This is a genomic window from Colwellia echini, assembly GCF_002843355.2.
In the GTDB taxonomy this organism is placed as follows: domain Bacteria; phylum Pseudomonadota; class Gammaproteobacteria; order Enterobacterales; family Alteromonadaceae; genus Colwellia; species Colwellia echini.
The window spans coordinates 288,637-312,560 of sequence record NZ_PJAI02000001.1; the positions used below are offsets into that span (position 1 = coordinate 288,637).

The 23,924-nt window shown below is 36.9% G+C and carries 16 protein-coding genes; 8 read left to right on the plus strand and 8 right to left on the minus strand.

Translation table 11 applies throughout. The features are described 5' to 3' along the window. Positions 1–102: 102 nt before the first annotated feature. A complete protein-coding gene (locus tag CWS31_RS01225; RefSeq protein WP_101343332.1) occupies positions 103–2,418 on the minus strand; it encodes an LPS-assembly protein LptD in 2,316 nt (771 codons plus the stop codon). A gap of 285 nt (positions 2,419–2,703) precedes the next feature. On the opposite strand from CWS31_RS01225, the gene djlA reads away from it, so the two are divergent. Further along, positions 2,704–3,534 carry a co-chaperone DjlA gene (gene djlA, locus CWS31_RS01230; protein ID WP_101343333.1) on the plus strand — a complete coding sequence of 277 codons (831 nt, stop codon included), beginning with the start codon at positions 2,704–2,706 and terminating at the stop codon, positions 3,532–3,534. A gap of 406 nt (positions 3,535–3,940) precedes the next feature. On the opposite strand, the gene CWS31_RS01235 is transcribed toward djlA, so the two are convergent. The 3 genes from CWS31_RS01235 to rapA form a co-directional block, all read right to left on the minus strand. Beyond that, a complete protein-coding gene (locus CWS31_RS01235; protein ID WP_246143258.1) occupies positions 3,941–4,867 on the minus strand; it encodes a DUF3530 family protein in 927 nt (308 codons plus the stop codon). Positions 4,868–4,998: 131 nt separating this feature from the next. Further along, complete coding sequence (locus CWS31_RS01240; protein ID WP_101343334.1) at positions 4,999–5,703, minus strand: pseudouridine synthase; 705 nt, start codon at positions 5,701–5,703, stop codon at positions 4,999–5,001. 134 nt (positions 5,704–5,837) lie between these two features. Continuing rightward, positions 5,838–8,759: an RNA polymerase-associated protein RapA gene (gene rapA, locus CWS31_RS01245; RefSeq protein WP_101343335.1), complete on the minus strand. Its 2,922-nt coding sequence runs from the start codon at positions 8,757–8,759 to the stop codon at positions 5,838–5,840. A gap of 228 nt (positions 8,760–8,987) precedes the next feature. Here rapA and CWS31_RS01250 point away from each other — a divergent pair, with 228 nt between their 5' ends. Together CWS31_RS01250 and CWS31_RS01255 are read left to right on the plus strand one after the other, a co-directional pair. Next, positions 8,988–10,484, plus strand: coding sequence for a PhoH family protein (locus CWS31_RS01250; RefSeq protein ID WP_246143260.1), 1,497 nt, complete (start codon positions 8,988–8,990; stop codon positions 10,482–10,484). Positions 10,485–10,720: 236 nt separating this feature from the next. After that, positions 10,721–14,257, plus strand: a complete 3,537-nt coding sequence (locus tag CWS31_RS01255) for an ATP-binding protein (RefSeq protein WP_101343336.1) — start codon at positions 10,721–10,723, stop codon at positions 14,255–14,257. A gap of 141 nt (positions 14,258–14,398) precedes the next feature. Here the strand turns inward: CWS31_RS01255 and argR are convergent, their stop codons facing one another. Beyond that, entirely contained in the window at positions 14,399–14,872 is a 474-nt protein-coding gene (gene argR / locus CWS31_RS01260) for a transcriptional regulator ArgR (protein WP_101343337.1), read from the minus strand. Positions 14,873–15,300: 428 nt separating this feature from the next. Here argR and mdh point away from each other — a divergent pair, with 428 nt between their 5' ends. Continuing rightward, complete coding sequence (gene mdh, locus CWS31_RS01265) at positions 15,301–16,236, plus strand: malate dehydrogenase (protein ID WP_101343338.1); 936 nt, start codon at positions 15,301–15,303, stop codon at positions 16,234–16,236. Positions 16,237–16,316: 80 nt separating this feature from the next. Here mdh and CWS31_RS01270 read toward each other — a convergent pair whose 3' ends face one another. Both CWS31_RS01270 and ispB read right to left on the minus strand, forming a co-directional pair. Continuing rightward, positions 16,317–16,880 (minus strand): paraquat-inducible protein A, encoded by a 564-nt coding sequence (locus CWS31_RS01270; protein WP_101343339.1) that lies wholly within the window; start codon positions 16,878–16,880, stop codon positions 16,317–16,319. Positions 16,881–16,892: 12 nt separating this feature from the next. Then, on the minus strand, positions 16,893–17,876 hold the full coding sequence (ispB, locus tag CWS31_RS01275; protein WP_101343340.1) for an octaprenyl diphosphate synthase: 984 nt from the start codon (positions 17,874–17,876) through the stop codon (positions 16,893–16,895). A gap of 304 nt (positions 17,877–18,180) precedes the next feature. Between ispB and rplU the strand changes: the two genes are divergently transcribed. The 4 genes from rplU to CWS31_RS01295 all read left to right on the plus strand — a co-directional run bounded on the left by rplU (position 18,181) and on the right by CWS31_RS01295 (position 21,203). Then, the gene (rplU, locus tag CWS31_RS01280; protein WP_101343341.1) at positions 18,181–18,492 is read left to right on the plus strand and encodes a 50S ribosomal protein L21; all 312 of its coding nucleotides are present in this window, start codon (positions 18,181–18,183) and stop codon (positions 18,490–18,492) included. Positions 18,493–18,508: 16 nt separating this feature from the next. Beyond that, positions 18,509–18,766, plus strand: a complete 258-nt coding sequence (gene rpmA / locus CWS31_RS01285) for a 50S ribosomal protein L27 (RefSeq protein ID WP_101343342.1) — start codon at positions 18,509–18,511, stop codon at positions 18,764–18,766. 180 nt (positions 18,767–18,946) lie between these two features. Further along, entirely contained in the window at positions 18,947–20,107 is a 1,161-nt protein-coding gene (gene cgtA / locus CWS31_RS01290) for an Obg family GTPase CgtA (protein ID WP_101343343.1), read from the plus strand. Between the two features lie 223 nt (positions 20,108–20,330). After that, a complete protein-coding gene (locus CWS31_RS01295) occupies positions 20,331–21,203 on the plus strand; it encodes a helix-turn-helix transcriptional regulator (RefSeq protein WP_148747636.1) in 873 nt (290 codons plus the stop codon). A gap of 135 nt (positions 21,204–21,338) precedes the next feature. Here CWS31_RS01295 and CWS31_RS01300 read toward each other — a convergent pair whose 3' ends face one another. Further along, entirely contained in the window at positions 21,339–23,720 is a 2,382-nt protein-coding gene (locus tag CWS31_RS01300) for an alkaline phosphatase D family protein (RefSeq protein ID WP_148747637.1), read from the minus strand. Between the last annotated feature and the right edge of the window lie 204 nt (positions 23,721–23,924).

Sequence of the window (23,924 nt, forward strand, 5' to 3'; positions counted from 1 at the left end):
AGTAAATTTTTAAGTAATTTATTTATTAAGCTTACCTTTGGCTCTTATTTTTAAGCTTGTACTGTATTTTTTATTTTAACGGTGGCTGAGTTAACAGCCTAGCTAATTCTGTAAATAGTAAGGACGTTTGTAACCAAATATACTTTTATCAAGCATCTCTTGTGTACCAATAGCTGATTGATTGCCATCGAAGCCTTTAATAACTAATTTAAAGTCTATTCCTGAATCAAATGGTTCACGTCCGTCAGTGCCAATGCCGTCAGTATCTAAGTTAGAGTTAATATGTCGGTAATAAGCAATGCGTACTGCCCAACAGCAACTTTCATATTGTAATCCAGCATAGGATTCTAAACTTCTATCTTGTTTTAAATCTTGTGTTAAACGTCCGACAAAGGCCCAATTTTGGTTAATTGCAAAGCTAGTTAATGCCGATGCTTGCTCAATGCTCTCTCCTGAGACATTACGAGTGTACCTATGGTTCAATTGAAGTAAGGTATATTTTGTCATTTGATAGTCAATATTGATTTGCCCTTTATTGGTATAATCATCTAGGGTGTTATATTGAATATCCCCGCTAATTTGCCATTGATGATTAATGCGATAAAATAAATCAGCGGCTAATGCAGGTTGTACTTCGTTAACCTGACCATTATTAGTTAACAGAACATCGTTGGCAAGGTTAGAGTTGTCACTTGAACTGCCTAAATATTGTATACGCCCAACACTTACTCTTAATACCTCTAAATTCTCTTCGTTTAGTAAACGACTAGTGATACCCCAGGTATATTGGTTAGCAGCAGCAATTCTATCTAGACCGCTGTAACTAATATCACGAAAAATACCATGGTAATCTTCTTGTAAATCAGTAGTGTCGTACAAACCTATCATAGATTGATCTTTTTCTGGCACATAAAGGTACTGTAATTGTGGCTCTAATGTTTGTCGATAACTTTGACCGAAGGCAAAAATATCGCGATCAAAATTTATTCCACCATGTAACCGTACCTTAGGAATGGTTCGACTTACCGTAGACTCTAACGGACTTCCTTGCTGGATATTATCTTGTTGGTAATAGGTATGTAGTAACTTAACTTCTGAATTTAAAAACCATGCCGGTCTTGCTATTGGAAAGGTTACTCCTGCTTCAACATGATAACGGTTGGCTTCGGCTTCATCTTGCTCTGCAGTTTGAAAATTGGTTATTTCAGAATAAACCTCAAATTGACCATTTAGAAAATTTAAGGGTTGCTGGGCTGATAAATCGATATGCGGTAAAGTTTTATAACTTGGCTGGTGATCACCCAGTACTTCAAAATCTTGCAATTTTATGGTGCTTTGCCATTGCTCGCCAAAGTAAGCTAACTCGCCCGTTTGATAAAGGTAAGTGTCATTATAATTATATTGTTTACTACCTATATCAACTAAATAGTTATCATCACTGATGGTGGTAAAGTCGAGGTAGGCTCGAAAGTCTTCAGAAAAAGTGCCCACATGTTGAATGCGCGCTAAATAACGAGCATCATCATTTGAGGTTATTTCTCTATCATTATTTAAGTATTCAAGGTCAATCTGCCCCGCCTGCATGTCATGCATGTAACGGAACTCGGTAATAATTTGTAAGCCTCGTTTTGACATGTAGTGTGGAGTTATTGTGGCATCGTAGTTTTCGGCAATGTTCCAGTAAAAAGGCGCGCTAAATTCAACGCCTGAATTGGTCGAGTTACCCGCTTCTGGATATAAAAAACCACTGAGTCTATTTTTAGAAATAGGAAAATAAAAATAAGGAACATATAAAACAGGCACATCTAACACTCTAAATTGTGCCCCGTAAGCTTCACCAAAGTCACCAGTAGCTGATAAGTTTATCTCTGACGCTTTAATTTGCCAATCAGGTACTTCTTGTAAACAGGTGGTAAAAGTAGAGTCTGATAAGTTGAGTAACCCCTCATTATTTATTGACAAGACTTGCGCTTTACCGTGTCCTGGATTGCCATCTAGCTGGTAAGCTGCTGCGGTCATTGTAGTTGAACGCTCTGTTTTACTAGCACTTAAAGAATCGGCAAAAATATTAATGTCTTTACTCTGATATTGGATATTACCAACCGCGTCAATTTGCATTTTTAAGCGGTTAAATGCGAGTTGGTCAGCCATTATTTTTTGCGTTTTATCAACCAAAATAACAGAGCCATTAAAAAGTGCGCGTTGATCTTTCTCAATATTAGCTTCTAATGACGATATACGAATACTACTATCGGTTACGGAAATTCCTTGACCAATATCACTAAATATAGGTAATGGACATTGGGCGGAGAGTGTCTCGGTAGATTGGTTATTACTATCATTTTCAGCTTGTACTATTTGCGGTAAGCAGAAAAGTAATAGTGAACAGCTAAAATATAATTTACGGGAAAAGAGCATTTATTGTCCGAAATTTTGTTCGAAAATAGGTGAAAATTTATAAATTGATTTTATAATGATGAATCAGTTATTTTAACGGCTAATTGCTTTATGATATAGCAATTTTTTCTGTTGGGCTAAATTCTTCTGTAATTGTTCGGATAATATACTAATTGAAGTAACTAATCGCACAATTTATTGTTTTTTTCTTTCGACTTTAAAAATTTAGTATCCAGAACTCAGGTTAACTAAAATAGCCAAACGCGGTTATCTTTCATTTTATTTACTTTAGGAAAATTTTGAAATATGCATATTTGGGGTAAAATTTTAGGCTTCTTATTTGGTTTTATGCTAAGTAAAAGTTTGTTTGGTGCGTTACTAGGCTTATGGTTAGGACATATTTTCGACCGTGGAAGAGGCTTTAATTTTAACGGTGTATCAGGCGGTACAGAAGATGATGTTGCTCGCCAGGCCGCTTTTTTCTATACCACGTTTTCTGTTATGGGTCATGTCGCTAAAGCGAAAGGACAAGTGACTAGCCATGAAATAGCCTTTGCAAGTGCTTATATGGATAAGCTGAATTTAAGCAGTGATCTGCGTGAGCAAGCGCAAGATGCTTTTCGTGAAGGTAAATCTTCAGGTTTTCCATTAAAAGATAGGCTTGTTAAATTCAAACGTTTGATGGGAAACAGGCAAGATTTATTGTTGATGTTTCTAGAAATACAAATTCAAGTGGCGTTTAGTGATGGCGATTTAGATAATTCTGAACGCTCTGTTTTACACACTATTGCCCAGTTTTTAGGTTATTCAACCCGTGAACTTGATAACTTATTAGAAATGATTATCGCTGGTAGCAGCTTTCACCAACAACAATCAGGTGGCGGCTATAGACAACATAGTACAGGCTCTAGTAGGCCAACTACAGCTCAGCAACTTGATAATGCTTATAAGGTATTAGGTGTTGATAAAAACTCAGACATGTCAGTTATTAAAAAAGCTTATCGAAAATTAATGTCACAACACCATCCCGATAAGTTAATTGCTAAAGGTTTACCACCAGCAATGATGGAAAGTGCAAAAGAAAAGACTCAAGAGATTCAAGGCGCTTACGATTTAATCGTTAAACAAAATAAGTAACCTGAGTTAGGGATAAGTAAAATGCTACAACAGACTTAAGTACCCGTATTACTTCGTTATGAAAGCTCCCAATAATCCGTTATTGGCTTCGCTTTCCTGCCTTGTACTACGAATAATTAAGACTATTGTAGAGGTAAACTTCTAAGTGATTGATGTTATTATTCTATTCACCTTATTTATCCCGAATTCGGGTTAAGTAATAATTCTTTAATAACACCATCCATGTAGCGTTCTTGTCAAAATCAATAACGCTACATGTAAGCCATACTTTTTATTAGGTGTTTGTTCTTTGGGAGCTTGCTCGATGCCTACAGGTATCGTTAAATTCATTTGATTTAGAATAACTAAACCAAAACACAATTGCCTTGTTATTGAATATCGAGAAGTATTGGCGAGATGTTGTGTACTACCAGCCAATCGCTTTTAACCAACCATTAATTTGACTGAGTAATTCGTTTTCTGGGTAATAACCGGTAATGGTATTATTCAATTGTCGTTGTCGGTAATAGGTTTTCATTTCTTGAGCGGCCATAAGCTTCCGCTGTGGTGCTTTGCTAATAACTAAACTGTTGTCATGCTTGAGGTACAAATCGAGTACCGGTAACTCAGTAAGTGCTAGTTGTCGGGAAAATGTTTCATTATCAGCATCAATTAATTGGTCGTTACTTTGTCGGTAGCTACTTAATAAAATAAGCGCATTAGGGCGTTGGCTGTCAGTTTGGCTCAAAATATCAACCAATAAAGCGCCGTTATTACCTTGCGCAATCACCAGTACAATACCTGAATATTCTTTCGCAGTATTCATAACCGCATTAAATAATTCCCCTAAATTTCGTTTATATTCAGTAAGTATTAATTCATTTTCTTTTATTTGATCTTCGCTGGTTATAGCTGTTGATGGGAAACCTTCAGGCTTATTCTCTGGTTGGATGGCAATTGTATTCCAGCCTTTGCTTGGGAGAGTATTGCGTAAAAAGTTAATGGCCTTAGGGTTTGTTGCTCCTTGTTGCCATTCAGGTAATAAAATGACCACACCTTTACTATTCGCACTGGTGTATTTTTGTACTAAAGTGATGTAATCATTAGGGCCTGCTAATAACGGTGTTACTTGGTTATCGTTAAAGTAATGCTGCAAATCTTGTTTATGTTGCTTGGTATGATTTATTGGCGGCTTTATTGGGCTATCAGTGGTTGCATCAGTTGCTGTATCAGGCGCTGTGTCAGTCTTATCAGTCTTATCAGTCATAGTCGCATCGCTCGTTGAGCTAACCTGATCTTGTTTAACTTGCGGCTCGGCTTTTGCTACATTTAATGAAATGCTCGCTAGGATCACTATGAAAAAAACAGCTAGTAAGTAAAAGGATGTAACGTAGAGTTTTTTAGGGTTATTGTGTTGCAATAGGAGGCCTCAAAATCTTAATTTATTATCCAGAGTTTAGGCTAAATATTAGCTTAAATGTTAACTTAAATAAACGGGCAGGGCGCACTAAAAGTCATCAGCTCTTCGCTCGTTGGATGAAATAAACTTAAATTCAATGCGTGCAATTGTAATCTATTACGCATCGTTAAGGCATCGTTTGTAGCGTACAACCTATCGCCTAAAATAGGATGTCCGATTGCTAACATATGAACACGTAATTGATGAGAACGACCAGTGACAGGTGTTAATTCTACTAACGTAGTTATTGGTTCAACAGGCATTGCTTCATCAGTGCTATTTTCATCAGAATAGCCAAGTACGCGAAAATGCGTTAAAGATTTTTTCCCGCATTCATGATCTACCATTTGTTTGGGTCTGTTCGGCCAATCACAAATAAGGGGTAAATCAACACTACCATTAGTTTCTGTTACGCGGCCAAACACCCGAGCCAGATAACTTTTTTGCGTTTTACGTTGCTCAAATTGACGACTAATGGCCACATGAGCAGGTTTATTTAACGCCATGATCATAATACCTGAGGTTGCCATATCTAAACGATGTACAATTGTTGCACTTGGTAATACGCGTTGAACACGGTTTTGCAAACAATCTTGATGTTCTGGTAAGCGCCCCGGCACACTTAAAATCCCACTAGCTTTATTTAACACTACAATATCATCATCTTGGTAAATAATATCAAGATAAGGTGACATTGGTGGCGTATAGATGAAATCAGGGTTGGCGCTCATTCGTATCTCAGTGTTTTTTCGTGTTAGTTTGTTGGCTTGTTATCAACAAGCAATAAAAAAGCTAAGTCCACTTTAACATATGAACTTAGCTTTATTGTTTATCAATGATTAGAGGTTAACCTATTTTAAAAAGGTTAGTGAGTAACCACTATCATTCTGATGGCTTCAAAAGTAAGTTGTGCTTTATCAATGTAATGCGTTAACTCTTCTTGTTGCTGGCTAATAAAGTCAATTTCTTCTTGGCGAACACTTGGATTAATCGCTTTTAATGCGGTTAATCGTTGCTGCTCTGTGCTGAGTTTAGTTTGCATTGCCGCTAAAGATTTCTCTTGAATAGCTACAATATGCTCAGCACCGTGCACTTCAGCTTTAGCGACAAGAGGTGCTATTTGTGCTCTAAGGGCTTTAACTAATTGCAATGCCATTTGTTTTTTCACTGGTGATAATTGTTTATCCAGTACTTGCTCACTGACTTTCTCAGCTAAGTTATTACCACTTTTATCCACCAACACTCGTATTGGCGTGGTTGGCAAGTAACGACCTAATTGCAAATGTGCAGGCGCGGTTGCTTCAACCGTGAATAAACATTCAAGAAAAAAGGTTCCAACAGGTAAGGCTTCATTTTTTAATAGTCCAATACTGGCATTTCCAATTTCATCACTAAGCACTAAATCCATAACGCCGCGAACCATAGGGTGGTCCCAAGTTAATAATTGATAGTTTTCATTAACTAATGCGGTGTCTCGATCAAAAGTAACCGTAGTGCCGTCTTCAGGTAAACAAGGGAAGTTGCTATTAAGCATATGCTCGCTTTGATTTAAGGCAATGGCATTATCGGCTTTATCATCTTGTTGAATACCAAAAACATCTAATGCTTGGAACATAAATTGCGGTAGGTCGATACTGTTATCAACTTTTTCAATTTTATTAACAAGCTCAAGAGCACGACCTTGGCCAGATGAATTTAACTCTAATAATTTATCTCGACCTGATTCCAACTCGGCTTTAATCGTTAAATGTTTCTGCCAACTATCACTAATTAGTTTTTCTGCTGCACTTGATTGTTGTTGCGAGGTTAACGCTAATGACAGTAAGGTTTCGCCAAAGGTTTCAAAAATAACTCGACCGGTAATACAAGTATGCTCAAAACCTTGCATGCCTTGGTGATACCAATCAAATAACAAATGCTGTGCAGAATCTTCAAAATAAGGCACATGTAATTGAATTACATCGGTTTGGCCAATACGGTCAAGACGACCAATACGTTGTTCTAGTAAATCAGGGTTGCTTGGTAAATCAAATAACACTAAATGATGAGCGAATTGGAAGTTACGACCTTCACTACCAATTTCAGAGCAAAGCAATAATTGTGCACTGTCTTCGTCTTGGGCAAAGTAAGCGGCAGCTTTATCACGCTCAAAAATAGATAATCCTTCATGGAAAACTGCAGCACGAATACCTTCTTTTACACGTAATGCGGCTTCTAAATCTATAGCGGTTTGTGCATGGGCACAAATTACTAATACTTTCTCTTTTTTGAGTGTTTGTAAAAGCTCAATTAAATAGTTAACGCGCGGATCGAAATCTGTCCATGCTTGAGCATGATGATCTAAACCGTACAGCATTTCAGGAGTAAAAATAAACTTAGCTTGTTTAGAACTAGCAAGCGCTTCAGGGCTATCGCTGAGCATAAAGTCATTAATGTTGTCTTGATACTGCTCAGGCATAGTTAATGCGGTGGGCATTAATTTCCTCGCAGGGAAACCTTTAATTGTATTGCGCGAGTTTCTAAATAAGATACGGCCAGTACCGTGTCTATCAAGTAGTTGCTTTAATAAAGCTTGGCGTGTTAGTGCGGCTTTCTTTTCATCGTTAAGCGAAGTCAGTTGCGCTTTAATATCTGTTTCTTTTAATAATGACGTTAATGTTGCTTCTTGCTCTTTACTGAGTTTCTCGCCTTCGACTAACGCGTTAGCCGCATCGGCAACAACACTGTATTGTGATTCTTCTTCGGTAAATTTTTGATAATCATAAAAGCGATCAGGATCGAGTAAACGTAATCGTGCAAAGTGACTTTCATGACCTAATTGATCAGGTGTTGCGGTTAACAGTAAAACACCAGGGATCACTTGCGAAAGTTGTTCAATACATTGATATTCAATACTTGAGTTATCTTGTTGCCAATTTAAGTGATGGGCTTCATCAACAATCATTAAGTCCCATTCTTCTTCAAGTAATGCTTCGTACCATTCTGGATTTTTAGTAATGAAACCTAAGTTAACTAATACTAATTGTTCAGTACTAAACGGATTAGCTTTTTTGCCATCAATGTAATTATCTTGACTAGTTTCAACACAACGTTCGTTGTCGAAAATACTAAAACTTAAGTTAAAGCGACGTAGCATTTCAACTAACCATTGATGCATTAAAGATTCAGGCACAATAATTAATACGCGTTTTGCACGGCCGGTAACTAATTGCTGATGGATAATTAAACCCGCTTCGATGGTTTTTCCTAAACCTACTTCATCCGCAAGTAATACACGCGGTGCAAAACGGCTACCAACTTCATCAGCAATATATAATTGATGCGGAATCAAACTAACGCGAGCACCTGTTAAACCGGTTAAGTCTGATTGTTGCTGTTGATATTGATGGTTTAAACAGTCTTTACGTAAGCGGAACCAATCTAAACGGTCAACTTGGCTATTCAGTAAACGGTCGTGAGGTTTATTGAACTTAATAAAGTGATCTATCATCACTTCTTTTAAAGAGGTCTGCTCGTTAGTGTCTTGGCGAATACCTTCATAAGTAATGATGCCATGCGCTTCACTGTAAGAATTAACTTTTAACATCCAGCCTTCATGACTTGGAACTAGATCATCTTTGTTGAAAATAACACGCGTTAGTGGTGCATTGTCTTTGGCATATTTACGAGACTCACCTGTGGCTGTGAAAACAATATTAACGAAGCGATGTTCAACCCCTGTTACTGTTCCTAAACCTTGATCTGATTCACTATCACTGATCCAACGCTGACCTAGCTGAAATGGCATATATATACTTCTCCGACAATTATCTAGTTGTCCCCATTATAATCAGGACTCACTAAATATAAAACTCTAGGATAAAAAAAGGCGCTATGTTACGCGTAATCATAGACGGAATCATTAAAAAATTATGCTTGCTTCACTAAAAATAAGGGATTACTGTAGTTAGGCTATACTTTGTTTATATTAATACGGTTTTATATTTGTTTTGTCGGTCAATCATGGAGATTCGCGATGACTAAAGAGAATATGAATAACGAAAATAAGTTAAGTAATGATTTAAATCATAATTCAGGCCAAACCTCTCCAACCGAGACCCCGAAAAATCTATCTACTGAAGTACCTTCTACACCATCCGAACAATCAATTATCTATATTTTAGATACCAATATTCTATTACACGAGCCTTTTGCTTTTTTATCGTTTAAAGAGCACGATGTTGTTGTGCCAATGACGGTATTAGAAGAGTTAGATTCAATTAAAGATAGAAATAAAGATGTTAGCCGAGATGCGCGTGTTGCCATAAGAGCGCTTGAAGATACTTTAAGGGATGCAAGCCCAGAGCAAGTTTTGTCGGGTGTAAAACTTCCGCAAAATGATGAACAGCATCCTAGCGGTTGTTTAGCCATTATAAATGATTATGCGCTGCCACAAACTGAACATACGTTGTCATTTAACGAAAATGATAACCGTATCATTAATGCAGCATTACATATTCAAAAGAAAACACCGAATAAAAAAATTGTATTGGTGACAAAAGATATCAATATGCGCCTTAAAGCAAAAGGTGCAGGGTTAGCTCATGTTGAAGATTATAGAACTGACCAATTAATTGATGATATTCAGTTTTTAACGAAAGGATATCATCAATTTTCAGGGGATTTCTGGGAAAAAATTAAAGCTGTTGATAGTGAATTAGATGGGCGAAATACCACGCATTATGTAGCGCGTGATACCGTGCCTTCAGCATATATTAATGAATATTTATTAGATGATGGTGACAGCTTTGCTGGCAAAGTTACCGGTTGGGATGACGAACAACTCGCCATTTTAGATTTAGGTCGTGAACGATTATTAACAAAAACTGCATGGGGTATTACCCCTAAAAATATTTATCAAGGGATGGCGATGGATGCGTTACTTGACCCTAATATTGATTTGGTTATTCTTACTGGCCCTGCCGGTTGTGGTAAAACACTTTTAGCTTTGGCAAGCGCGCTTGAGCAAGTTATCGAACGTGGTTTGTATGATAAAATTATTGTTACTCGAAGCACCCCTGAAATAGCAGAGTCTATTGGTTTTTTACCCGGTACGGAAGAAGAAAAAATGGCGCCTTGGCTTGCTGCAATTACTGATTCTCTTGAAGTATTGCATCAACAAGATGAGAGTATGCATGGCAGCTTAAATTACATTATGGATAAAGCGAATATTCAATTTAAATCGGTTAACTTTATGCGTGGGCGAAGTATACAAAATGCCTTAGTATTACTTGACGAGTGTCAAAACCTAACAGCAGCGCAATTAAAAACCATTATTACTCGTTGTGGTGAGGGCACTAAAATTGTCTGCTCGGGTAATTTAGCGCAAATAGATAGTAATTACTTAACCGCGGTTACTTCAGGTTTAACGTATATTGTGGAGCGTTTTAAAGATTTCCCAGGCTCAGCAACCATTAACTTAAATGGTGTGGTTCGTAGTCGATTAGCTTCATTTGCGGAAGAAAACCTATAGATTTAAAATATGATGATTTAACGCATGTAATCCTTAAATCGTCTATCTTAAATAATTATCATAACCACCTATGAAAAGTAACTTATGTAGTTAACCTAATCTATCTCTCAGGTTAACTAAGTTACTTTTTTACTTTAAACTCCTAGCAAACCTTGCTTAAATTAAGTGACTGCTTTAATTTATTACCTTCCCGTTATTCTATTCTATTTTACTCAGTTAAATGTTAAGGCAACACAGTGTATTATCAATCAGGTGTTAGTACAGTTTTTAGGCGTTATAATATAACGGTAGTTGTTGCTTTTATCGTCATTATTTTAGTTGCTTTATCGGTTGCTTCCTTACGTTATTTTAATCAAATCACTCATCACCAACAGCAAAGTTTGTTGGAATTAAAGCAAGAAGCTCAGCAATTAAATGTGATGCTTGAGCAAAGTGTGCAAGCTGTTGTTGGTATACAAGAGTTTGCTGAATATATTCTCGAACATCCTAATGAATTACTTACCCCAATGCCTTCCTTGTCTCAACAAGGTGATACATTTTATTTAAATAAAACCGAACATGATGTTATCCAACAAGGTAAAAGATTAAGCAGTAGTATTACGGGGTTAGGCCAAGTGAGTCAGTTCAATGAACTGCAAAAGCAAGAGATTGCAATGGCGAATGCATTAACGCCTGCTTTTATTGCTGCACAAAATATTATTCAAGAAGCAACTTGGTTTTATTATATTTCCTTTAATAAATTTGTGAATATATACCCTTGGGTTGATCGAGAAATTTGGCAATTTAGTGAAAGTACATTAACAAGCCCTCATTTCAAAAGAATGAATACCTTAACCGAAAAAAACAATAGCGTACTATGGTCTTCACCTTATCTTGATGCTGCCGGTAGTGGTATGAATGCGTCACTTGGAACAGGGGTTTTTTATGGCGATAAACTATTAGGGGCAGTGGTTATTGATGTTAATTTGTCTAGGCTGCACGCGAGCTTGTCTGAATTAAACTCTGGTGATGAAGGGATCATCTTATACAATCAAGATAATGAAATACTATTAGCTAAACGCTTAGGAAAAGAATCGTTAAGTTATCGTGCGTCTTGGCAAGATATACTGCCAACTGACTTACAATATTTATCCGTAGAAAAATTAGCGAAAATTAATGATGCAGAGCGAATTGGTGAATGGTTTATTGAAAAGCAGCCTATTGCCGTTAATGGTTGGTCGTTACTTAAGTATCAAAAATTTGCCAATTTCTCTGCGCCTCAATACAGTGACTTCATCTTTATTTTTTCGATGATGTTTATAGGGTTACTTGCCTTTTTAATGTTAATAAACAGCATGACTAAACGTACATTTATTAAGCCAACAACCGAATTTATTCGCCACATTCAATATTGTGCTGAAGGTGATCCTGGTAAAGTAACACCTACACCAGACTGGTTGCATTGGTTTCAGGTTGTTGAAGATATATTTGTTCAAAATAGAACCTTGTTATTACAACTTACAGAGCAAAATGATGTATTAGATAGCCGCGTCATTGAGAAAACCAAAGCATTACAAGAAACCAGTGCTAAACATCAGCGAGATTACGCTCTTTTGCGATCAGTGATGAATGCTATTCCAGAGTTAATTGTTTTTAATGATAATAATGGCTTATTGATAGGTTGTAATAATGCCTTTGAACGATTAACTAAACATAGTGTTGAGGAAATGTTAGGAGAAAGAGCGGTTAGGTTTATGCCTACAGAGTTAGCTATAGAAATTAACCGTTTAAATGCACTCAACGATAATGTTTATCCACAACAAGCTTTAATTAAAGCAGGGGAGTTTACCTACCAAGGATTTTGTAATCAGTTTACCGATGAGCAAGGGAATATTTTGGGCTCAATTAGTCTCTTTCATGATGTTACTGTTCAGCAAGCAACTCAATCAGCTCTGGAAAGTGCTAAAGATCAAGCCGAATATGCAAACCGTGTGAAAATACAATTTCTAGCTAATATGAGTCACGAAGTGAGAACGCCAATTAATGCCATGCAAGGAATGATGGATTTATTATCGCGCACTGCTCTTGATACACGACAAGAGCATTACTTGCTGAACGCGCAAAGTGCTTCATCAACATTACTCCACCTTGTTGATGAACTGTTAGATTTATCTAAAGTTGAAGCGGGTAAAATGGTTGTTAGTCAAGCGCCAGTTAATTTAGCTAATATTATAGATAAAGCGCTTAAATTAAATATCACTAATGTAAATCATCAACGTGTTGAAGTGCTAATCGACATAAGCGCTGCAGTGCCAAGTAATGTGCTTAGTGATGAAATGCGCTTAGTGCAAGTGTTAGCTAATTTATTTAATAACGCGATTAAGTTTACTGAGCAAGGACAAATTAAGTTAATTGTTGATACCTTGGCTAATAATGATAGTCATACTCAGGTAAGGTTTAGAATGATAGATACCGGTATTGGTATTGCTAGCGATAATCAAAGTCATTTGTTTACAGCTTTTAGTCAAGCCGATGAGTCCATGACCCGTAAATATGGTGGCTCTGGTTTAGGTTTATCTATTTGTCAGCAGATTATTAAGTTACTTGGCGGTAAAATAACCTTGACGAGTCAACTAGGTCAAGGAAGTGAGTTGAGTTTTGTTTTACCTTTGGAAAAAGTCATTATTGATAGAGTCGGTGAGCAAGTACTCATCGGGCAAAAAAACAGTGACTTCAACTATGCTGAGTTTGCTAATTTACCCACAGAGTTAAACAAACCGCTTGTTAAAGACATAATCGTTTATGCGATTAAACAGTGTTTCTCTGATAGTTTTATCAAGAGCATTGAATTGATGGGTTGGCACTTAAAAGTACTGGATACAGTTGATGATTTTTTACATATTGACAATACCGACGCTGAATTATTGCAGCCAAAGGTATTACTGATTGATGAAGTGAATCTGTCGTTACTGCAAGGCTCTCAATTAAGTGATGTTAGACTAACTGACTGTTTAACTAACGTTAACTTACTTTGTTTATGTCAACCAGCTTTGACATCTTTAAGTAATGAAACAGGGCACCATTTAGATGCCCTTGAAATACCATATTTGTTGTTGGATTTACCGTTATTTAGATTTGCACTCGATCAAATATCGCAAGCCTTAAATAAACCAATGATAATTAAACCAATGATAAACTCCAAAATAGTTGAACCGATAACTAAGTCAGCAGTTATTGATGCAACAAGCTTATCTGTTGAGAATAGCGATAAAAAAACGCTAGTAAAGCGATGCAATAAAGATGATTCGATGAATGCTAGCATCAAAAAGAATGGCAATAGTGAGGCCAGATCGGAAAGTGAGACAACACAATTGTCGGTAAATTCTGTAGATATCGAAGAAAACTTACAAGGTGTATCAATACTTTTAGTGGAAGACAATTTAATTAACCAACTTGTCGCTAACGAGTTACTAGTTAGTATGCACGCCAAAGTAACAATAGCCGACAATGGTCAAGCGGCGTTAGATATTTTAACTGATGAAAAATTTGACGTGGTATTAATGGATATCCAAATGCCAATAATGGACGGGTTAACGACAACTAAGCTTATTAGAAAGCAGAGTCATTATAAAAATTTACCGATAATTGCTATGACGGCACATGCAAGGGAAGAAGATAAGCAACAAAGTCTTGATGCGGGTATGAATTTTCATATGGCTAAGCCAGTAACGGGCAAAGCTTTGTTAAGTAGCATAAAAACGGTGCTTTTTCAGTGTACTAATACTGACCACTAATTTTAAGATAAAAAATGCGTTTATACGGTGTGTTTATAATACCATCGCATAAACGTATTTATAGCTAATCATGTACTGATCACCTACCTAGTTATATGGTTAACACCCACTTAGTAATGTACTTAACATAAGTTATATTAATTAGCTTAAATTCAAGGAGAAAAGTTGCTCTAATCTTTTAATCGTTTCTTCAATTTTACTGATGTCTGTTGGTGCTATAAAAATAGTATCGTCTCCTGCAATAGTGCCTAGTACACCATCACTCTTACTTAAACTATCTAACAAACGCGCTATTAATTGCGCTGCACCAGGACTTGTTTGAATAATGATCATCACTGAGTTATGTTCTATCTCTAGTACTAATTGCTTTAGGGGACTTTGTGCCGTAGGTACACCTAATTCAGCAGGTAAGCAATAAACCATTTCTTGGCGAGCATTACGGGTTCTTACCGCACCATATTTACTGAGCATACGTGATATTTTTGACTGACTGATGTTATCAAAACCATAGGCTTTTAATGATTCGACTATTTCACCTTGTGAGCTAAATTGCTCTTGTTTTAATAAGTCTTTAAAAACTTGTACAAGTTCTTCTTGTTTTTGTAAACCGCTCATAATGAATAACTAACCTTGTAATGAGTAACTTTGAAATAGATTTATTCTTTAATAATTAATCGAGGCGAATTAAATATTCGTTTTCAGTCATGTCGCCAGAATGTCATCATCGCATAAAATTTCATTAAAACAGAATAATTATATAAAATAAATAATACAATCTAAAAATTATCGCTCTGCTTGAACTTAATTGAATAGTGCTTGATATCAATATTTTAGTTTGGTTTTGTTTACTTAGTGGTTAGCAATTCAGCAAATAGATAGTCAATATATGCGTATATAATTTGTTTTTTGTCTACTTATGCTATATCTTTTGCCCAGAAATAAATTAACGTATTTACTCAAGTACAAATAAATGTTTATTTGAGTAAATAAGTTAATCAATTAATGTACAATAAATAACCCCATTTATAGTTCGGAGATATCAAATGAAAGTAGCAGTTTTAGGCGCCGCAGGCGGTATTGGTCAAGCGTTATCTTTATTATTAAAAACTCAATTACCAGCGGGTTCAGAGTTAGCATTATATGATGTTGCACCAGTTGTTCCTGGTGTTGCTGTTGATTTATCACACATCCCAACAGCTGTTAAAGTTGAAGGTTTTGGTGCTGATGCGTTAGGCCAAGCATTGACTGGTGCTGATATTGTAATCATTCCAGCAGGTATGCCACGTAAGCCAGGTATGGACCGTGCAGATTTATTCGCAGTAAATGCTGGTATCATCAAAACTTTAGCAGAAGGCATTGTTGCTAACTGTCCTAAAGCGTTAGTTGGTGTTATCACTAACCCTGTAAACGGCACTGTGCCAATTGTTGCTGAAGTATTCAAGAAAGCGGGTACTTACGATAAAAACCGTGTTTTCGGTGTAACAACTCTTGATGTTATCCGTAGTGAAGCATTTGTTGCTGAGCTTAAAGGCTTAGACGTTGCAACTGTTAAAGTTCCAGTAATTGGTGGCCATTCAGGTACAACTATTTTACCTCTTCTTTCACAAGTTGAAGGCGTAACTTTCTCTGATGAAGAAGTTGCTGCATTAACTCCACGTATCCAAAATGCTGGTACTGAAGTTGTAAATGCTAAAGCGGGTGGCGGTAGCGCTACTTTATCAATGGGCGCTGCTGCTGCTCGTTTTTGTTTATCTTTAGTTAAAGGTTTACAAGGCGAAGAAGTTGTAGATTACGCTTACGTTGATGTTGCTGATGGCGATGCTGCATACTTTGCACATCCTGTACGTTTAGGTAAAAACGGTGTTGAAGAGATTTTATCTTACGGCGCATTATCAGCGTTTGAAGAAAAAGCTAAAAACGACATGTTAGAAACATTAAATAAAGACATTCAAGAAGGTGTTGATTTCATCAATGCATAATTGATAAAAACAATAGCTTGTAAAAAGCCAGTCATTTTAAAGTGACTGGCTTTTTTTTGACTAAAATATAGTCAGTGGTGTTATTTGGCTTTATTAATTGCGTATTGACTAAGCTGGCTAGCCAGTAACGACAAAATACAATAGGCAAAAAAATAATAAAAACCATTACCAACATTCGATAAAGTTTCACTACTCATTGCTAATTTGATTTGAAAAGAAAACAAGTTAAATTGTTGATGATTCATCGTTTCCGCATGGTTAGTGGATAATACCGCTAGAAAAACCGCGATAACAAACACATCAGCCATCGACCATTTACCAATAGCACTAATCACATTCAGTATTTTTTTAGCGAGTTGGGTATTAGTAATAAAATAAGCAGCACAAACTAATATTGCCTTTATTGCAGGAATTGCGACTGAAAAAATAAACAGCGCGATAGCTACTAACAAACGATCTTTAGTCCATAATTCGTTAATCGTGCCTAATAACGATAACTCTTTATTAATGACTTCAGTGGTTATCTGCGTGCCGCCAACATGGGCATTCGCTTCCATTACTAAAGAAAAAATAGGTAGAGTAATGCCAGGAATAAATAAACCGATGGCAAAAATATTTAATAAAAAACCTAAATGTTTAGTCATGGTAAGTTACAGTTAAACTGAGCGATTGGCTGCAATATGCGCTAGAGAAATAAGTGCAGATTTATAATCTGAATCTGGGATAACCTCTAATGATTTAATTGCTTTATCTGCTTCTTCAGCGGCTTTATTATTAGTGTAGGTAATAGAGCCAGTCTCTTCCATTGCTTGCAAAATAGCATCAAGGTTATCCATGCCAGTACAATTTTCAATAGCATCTTTTATTAATGCTTGTTGCGCCTCAGTGCCATTATTCATGGCATAAAGTAATGGTAAGGTAGGTTTGCCTTCAGCCAGGTCGTCACCAACGTTTTTGCCCATAGCTTGTGCATCAGCGGTGTAGTCCATTACATCATCAATTAGTTGAAAGGCAGTTCCTAAATATTTACCGTAATCAGCCATTGCAGCTTCAACTTTGTCATCTTGCTGTGAAACTACCGCGGCAAGTCGGGTTGCTGCTTCAAATAGTTTAGCTGTTTTACAGTAGATAACTTGCATGTAACTTTCTTCTGTAGTGTTAGCATCATTACAATTCATTAATTGTAATACTTCACCTTCAGCAACAATATTGGTCGCATCAGATAAAATATCCATAATGCGCATATCGCCGATTTTAGTCATCATTTGAAACGAACGGGTGTAGAGAAAGTCGCCTACCAGTACGCTCGCGCCATTACCAAAAAGCGCATTAGCGGTTTCTCTACCGCGACGCATGTTTGACTCGTCAACCACATCATCATGCAATAAAGTTGCGGTATGAATAAACTCTATAATGGCAGCAATATTTAAATGTTGAACGCCTTTATAACCTAATGCTCTAGCGGCAAGCACTGTTAACATTGGGCGCATTCGCTTACCACCACCGTTAACAATGTATATACCTAATTGATTAATGAGAGCAACGTCAGATTGTAATTGATCATAAATAAGATCGTTTACTGCAGTCATGTCGCTTTGTGCTAATTTTTGTATTGCTTGAATATCTACGTTATTGCCCATATTGCTTTTCTTTAGCTATTTCGTTTAGTTATTAATCAAAAGGTTTCAATTAGTTACTTACCCTGTTTAAGGGGATAAAGTTTACACTAAATTTTATCCAAAAGAACTTTTCTAACCGTATTGTTTTTAAATTGTTGGATGAAAAGTTAATAAAACACTAAGAATTAAAATAAACTTGTCAAATGATCATATTTAAACTTGCCCTCGCTAATTTCTTAGCGTAGAATTCGCGCCCTATATTTTTAAATTTAGCGTCATATAACTTTACTGAATAAGTAAAAGATTGGCGCAGTACGGAGTAGCTATGTACGCGGTATTCCAAAGCGGTGGTAAACAGCATCGTGTAACCGAAGGACAAACAGTTCGTCTAGAAAAGCTTGAGCTTGAAGTAGGCGCAACAGTAGAATTTGATAACGTTTTAATGATCGCCAATGGCGAAAACATCAATGTAGGCGCGCCTTACGTTGCTGGTGGTAAAGTAGTTGCAGAGGTTGTTAACCAAGCTCGCGCACCTAAAGTTACTATCGTTAAATTCAAACGTCGTAAGCATTCACGCAAACAAGCGGGCCATCGTCAATGGTTCACTGAAGTGAAGATTACTGGTATTAACGGCTAATTAGGAGCATTTTGACATGGCACATAAGAAAGCTGCAGGTAGTACACGAAATGGTCGCGACTCAGAAGCTAAACGCCTAGGTGTTAAGCGTTTTGGTGGCGAATCTGTTTTAGCTGGTAACATTATTGTTCGTCAACGTGGCACTCGTTTCCACGCTGGTGACAACATGGGTATCGGTAAAGATCATACTTTATTTGCTTTATCTGACGGTAAAGTACAATTTGAAGTTAAAGGTCCAAAAAGTCGTAAGTTTGTTAGCATTATTGCTGACTAATTAAAAACTTAGACTCATAAAAACCTCGCTTCATGCGAGGTTTTTTTTTATTTTTTTTTAGGCTGAGTAGAGATTGATATTTAGTCGGTCAAAAATAGTTTATACTAGCGTTAATTAGACTAACGTTAATATAAACGCGTTATTGAACAAGAATTACCACATTAGGGTTATTGAGATACCATGAAATTTGTTGATGAAGTTGAGATCAGAGTTGAAGCGGGCGATGGTGGCAACGGCTGTGTCAGTTTCCGTAGAGAAAAATTTATTGAGTATGGAGGCCCTAACGGTGGTGATGGCGGTGATGGCGGTGATGTATTTTTAATTGCAGATGAAAGCTTAAATACACTAATCGATTACCGTTTTGAACGTTTTCATCGTGCTAAGCGTGGCCAAAATGGTCAACCGCAAAACTGTACAGGTAAAGGATCTGACGATCTTGTTCTAAAAGTACCTGTTGGTACGCGCGCTATCGATCAAGATACCGGTGAACAAATTGGTGATTTGACTCATAAAGGTCAAAAACTATTAGTCGCTAAAGGCGGTTGGCATGGTTTGGGTAACTTACGTTTTAAAAGTAGTACCAACCGTACACCACGCCAACGTACCGATGGTACACCAGGTGAAGTTCGTCATCTTAAATTAGAATTATTGTTACTTGCTGATGTTGGCTTGTTAGGCTTACCAAATGCTGGTAAATCTACCTTAATTCGTAGCGTATCAGCAGCGACACCAAAAGTAGCTGATTACCCGTTTACTACCTTAGTACCTAATTTAGGTGTAGTACGTTTAGATACTCAACGTAGCTTCGTTATTGCCGATATTCCAGGAATTATCGAAGGTGCTGCCGAAGGTGCTGGTTTAGGGACTCAATTCTTAAAGCACCTTGAACGTTGTCGTATCTTATTGCACGTTATTGATATTCTTCCTATCGATGGTTCAGATCCTTTAGAAAATGCTAAAACGATAATCAGCGAATTAGAGCAGCATAATGAAAAACTTGCTGGAAAACCACGCTGGATTGTATTCAATAAAACCGATTTAGTGTTAGAAGAAGAAGCAAAAGAAATTACTGACGCAATACTTGCTGGCCTTGACTGGAAAGGCGAAGTACATAGTATTTCTGCAGCTAATCGTACTGGTACACAAGAGTTAGCGCAAAGAGTAATGACCTTTATCGAAGAGCTACCTGAAGAGGAAGAAGCTGCGCCAATTGATGGTAAAACTGCTGAATTTAAGTGGGATACTTACCATGAAGAAACGATAGCGGCTTATAACGATGACTTAGATGACGACGACTGGAACGAAGATGATTATGACGTTGAAGTAGAATATCGTTCTTAATCGTTACTGTCTCATAATGTATTAACATAAAGCACCCGTTTATTTAGTTAAACGAGTGCTTTTTTATTCCTAAAATTCCCCCCTTTACCCATAACATAACAGCTAAAGAAAGTGACTTTCTAAGACTTAGTTACTAATACCAATTGCAATAACAAATATTTGCTTTATTTATAAGATAAATAATGGTATTTATGCAATTAATACTAGATATATGATGACAGTTATGAATGACAAACAAGTATACTGTGAGCCTTTTTGTATTGAACAGGGTTATCAGTTTGAAATACACAAAGTACAATATGAAGAAGACATGCCGTACTCGTGTTTTATGCATTTTCATGAGGTACATGAATTAATATTATTTGAAAAAATAGAGGGTAATTATTTTTATAGCCAAGGAGAATCTAAACTACAAGACCATGATATTGTTTATACTCCAGCACTAGAAACGCATGATTTTGAACTTAAAAACACATCAAAGTCTTGGTACATCATTCAGTTTATTCCTGAAGTTTTTGATGATGGTGAATTAAAAAAAATTGCAAATAGTTTTGAGCGAGGTCAGCATTTACGACTAAGCAACGAACATTTAGCCATAGTAAAAAGTCAAGTTGAATGGTTACATCAAAGCTATACAGACAATCCATTAAGCAGTATTAGTGTAACCCTATTGCGGTTATTAATTCTTTGGATCGCTGAGCATGCCAATCAAGTTGATCCTCCAAACACGTTACCAATTTATTCTAGTTCAGGGTATAAAAAATTATCCCCTGTTATTGATTTATTTAGGAAAAATAATTGTGTCGAATTAACGTTACCAGAGGCTGCAAAGATGTGCTTTGTTTCACCGTCACACTTTTCTCGATTGTTCAAAAAAATATTTAGATGTAATTTTACTGAATATAGCTTACGGCATAAATTATATAGTGCAGCTAGGTTGATCAGTCAAACAGAACGATCTATTACTGACATCAGTTATGAGCTTTTATTTTCAAATCCATCACATTTCATTTCCCAATTTAAAAAGCAGTTCAAAGCAACTCCTTTTCAATACAGGCTTAATGTAAAAAATAGGACAAGAAATTTCGATAAATAATACCAATAGATGTGTTTTGAATCGTTTTAATGGCAATAACTTTGATGATACTCAGTGATAGTTGCGGCTATACCCGTTACCATTCAAGATGCAGAAATACACATTTTGATTGATAACGGGTATATATTTACGCGCTTAACTTAAGCGATTTTTACCACTGTTTTCTTCTTTATGAATAGTCACAGGCCAACCTTCAAATTGATTTGATGGTTTATTATCAGTTACATCAACTAAAAATTTGTATGCATCCATAGTATAAGTACCTTGCTCGGTATCAAAGGTAATAAAGCCAAACCCCGAGCCTTTTTCATTGGCTTGAACATAACGGTTACCTGATTTACCCACTACAGGATTAGCAACGGCGTATACATACATTTTATTACCAAAAGCGTCTAAGTACTCGCCTGTATTAGGTAGCCCATGTTTTGGTCGGTTGTTATACGTTAAGTTGATAGAGTCAGGAGCCCACCAACGTGGCCAGCCTGCGGATATAGCAGGGCTACAAAATGCCCAGTTACTATCACGTTGTTGGTCAACACCATATTGTGAGAGTGTACCTAAATGGGTATCTCCGCAAATATGTAATGCCATTGAGTCTCGCATTATGTCAATGGCATTGTTACGAGCTGACGATGGCCAACCGCTGCAATCAAAATCATATTTTAAATAGCGATCAGGACGTGGTTGATGGGTCGCAATACCGGCAAATACTGTTTGGCTCAATACCGCCTTAAGTTTGTGACCGCGCCAATCTTGTCCCCAAACTTTCAAATAGGCTTCTTGGCGTTCACCTAATAATTTTAAATCAGGTTTATCATAGTCAGGATTAATATATTCTGGTGCTTCATCTTGGCCCGTTATACCAACATCAACCCCAATTCGTTCAGGACCACTTTTCCATTGGCGATCAGCTAAAATAGCAAAGCCGACATCACCGTAAATCATACTCCCATAATAACTGCTGATACCACTGGGCGTTGTTGTTGCATCATAAGGATCAGGGTGATGTGCGGTATTGGTTTGATGAACCACATTAATCATACTCACTGGCTGAATATAGCCACCTAATACACTTGCTGTAGGATCACGCTCAATATGTTGCATAGGCGCGCCACCTTCACCCCATAAATTACCTTGTAATACATCGTGGTCATCAGGTAGACAAACCGTAGGTTGATTACGCATAGCGTCTCTAAAAGACCAGCCAAACTGATAATACATTCTGAGGTAATTTAATACAGCGCGATCTGCTGGAGCTCTAACACAACCAAAACCGCCGTGACTTTCATATAATTGATCTCCTGAGAAAAAGGCTAGATCAGGTTCTAGGTTTACTAAGTTTTCAACAACAGGGGCATAAGGGAAAGCGTAATCATTTTGGCAGGTTAAAGAGGCCATACGCATAGGCCGACCTATCGGATTGGCTTTTATTATACCTGCATAGGTATCTGCTGTAGTCGTACCGTCTTTATGTGCTTCGTTATAAACTACTCTAAAAGGAGTTTGATTTCTTTCATCCCATTGAGTAACTCTAAAGCTAGCGATTGAAGCCGCTGGATCAATATTAGCAGTCGCAACAGATACCCATTCATTATTACGGTTTATTTGTAACTCAGCAATTTTGGTATCATTTTCGCCCATAGGACCAATTAATGCGGTCAGTTTTAAAATAAATCCTTCATTGTTAAGCGAGTCACTTAATGTGTACATAGTCCACAAAATAGGACCAAATCGTTGGCTAGGCGTATTTTCAAATGCATCACCACTCATTGCCCATTGACTAAAGCGATAGCGACTGCCGTTGTGTTCTACAGCATCTGATTGAAAATCAGTAGGTGCTAATGCAAAGTTACTCACTAAGGCAATATTACCTATAATTTCATCACCTGAAACCAGAAGACTTAAATTACCTAATGATTTCTGAGTACTCACTAAACGAACATCAGCGTGTAACATCATAGCACCAACCTGAGGCGTAGCCGTTAAGACTAAATCTACCGGTTGCTGACCAATGTTTTGACTTAGAACAGTACTTTCGTTACCAATCATTAATTTATTTTTAAGGATGCCTATGTCTAGGCCTTCACGTACAAAGCAATTACTACGATATTCGTTTAATTCACTGCGCGCACCCAATCGAATACCGGCACCGCCGTCATTATCATTCTCTTTTAAGTTTTCTATACGAACGCTTACATTAAAAGGGGCATTGGTTTGTGTAATTTGATGGGTTAATGAATGAATACTGCGGTTACCGCCAGGGTTAACACATTCAGCATAACCGTCTTTTACTCGCCAATCTTCCATTGGGCTTGCCCAAAACTCACCACCTAACCAAACACGGTCATAGGTATTGCTCCAATTATCTTGTGTTTTTGTCGGCACTTTTACTTTAGGGCTTGTTGCTGAATTTTTAGTTAATGCTGAGCTGCATCCTGCACTTGCTGCTAATACACCAGCACCTACACCGGCGCCAAAAAATTTTAGAGCACCTCGACGAGAAATAATATTATTCATAGTATCTAACCTTTAATCAAATTCATATAAGTCACATTGTGTTTTGTTAACAATTATCATACAGGGAAAGAATAAACATGCAACTTTATTAAGATACAGGTTGTAATGAACTAGTTAAGTTTAAATAACCTGGGTTCGGGATAAGCAAAGTGCTACAAAATCTTTATTTATCTGTATTCCTTCGTTAAGAAAATTATCAATAAC

Coding starts and splice junctions, on each gene's coding strand:
- CWS31_RS01225 (WP_101343332.1), bottom strand. CDS start 2,418: ATGCTCTTTTCCCGTAAATTATATTTTAGCTGTTCACTATTACTTTTC.
- djlA (WP_101343333.1), top strand. CDS start 2,704: ATGCATATTTGGGGTAAAATTTTAGGCTTCTTATTTGGTTTTATGCTA.
- CWS31_RS01240 (WP_101343334.1), bottom strand. CDS start 5,703: ATGAGCGCCAACCCTGATTTCATCTATACGCCACCAATGTCACCTTAT.
- rapA (WP_101343335.1), bottom strand. CDS start 8,759: ATGCCATTTCAGCTAGGTCAGCGTTGGATCAGTGATAGTGAATCAGAT.
- CWS31_RS01250 (WP_246143260.1), top strand. CDS start 8,988: ATGACTAAAGAGAATATGAATAACGAAAATAAGTTAAGTAATGATTTA.
- argR (WP_101343337.1), bottom strand. CDS start 14,872: ATGAGCGGTTTACAAAAACAAGAAGAACTTGTACAAGTTTTTAAAGAC.
- mdh (WP_101343338.1), top strand. CDS start 15,301: ATGAAAGTAGCAGTTTTAGGCGCCGCAGGCGGTATTGGTCAAGCGTTA.
- CWS31_RS01270 (WP_101343339.1), bottom strand. CDS start 16,880: ATGACTAAACATTTAGGTTTTTTATTAAATATTTTTGCCATCGGTTTA.
- ispB (WP_101343340.1), bottom strand. CDS start 17,876: ATGGGCAATAACGTAGATATTCAAGCAATACAAAAATTAGCACAAAGC.
- rplU (WP_101343341.1), top strand. CDS start 18,181: ATGTACGCGGTATTCCAAAGCGGTGGTAAACAGCATCGTGTAACCGAA.
- rpmA (WP_101343342.1), top strand. CDS start 18,509: ATGGCACATAAGAAAGCTGCAGGTAGTACACGAAATGGTCGCGACTCA.
- cgtA (WP_101343343.1), top strand. CDS start 18,947: ATGAAATTTGTTGATGAAGTTGAGATCAGAGTTGAAGCGGGCGATGGT.
- CWS31_RS01295 (WP_148747636.1), top strand. CDS start 20,331: ATGAATGACAAACAAGTATACTGTGAGCCTTTTTGTATTGAACAGGGT.
- CWS31_RS01300 (WP_148747637.1), bottom strand. CDS start 23,720: ATGAATAATATTATTTCTCGTCGAGGTGCTCTAAAATTTTTTGGCGCC.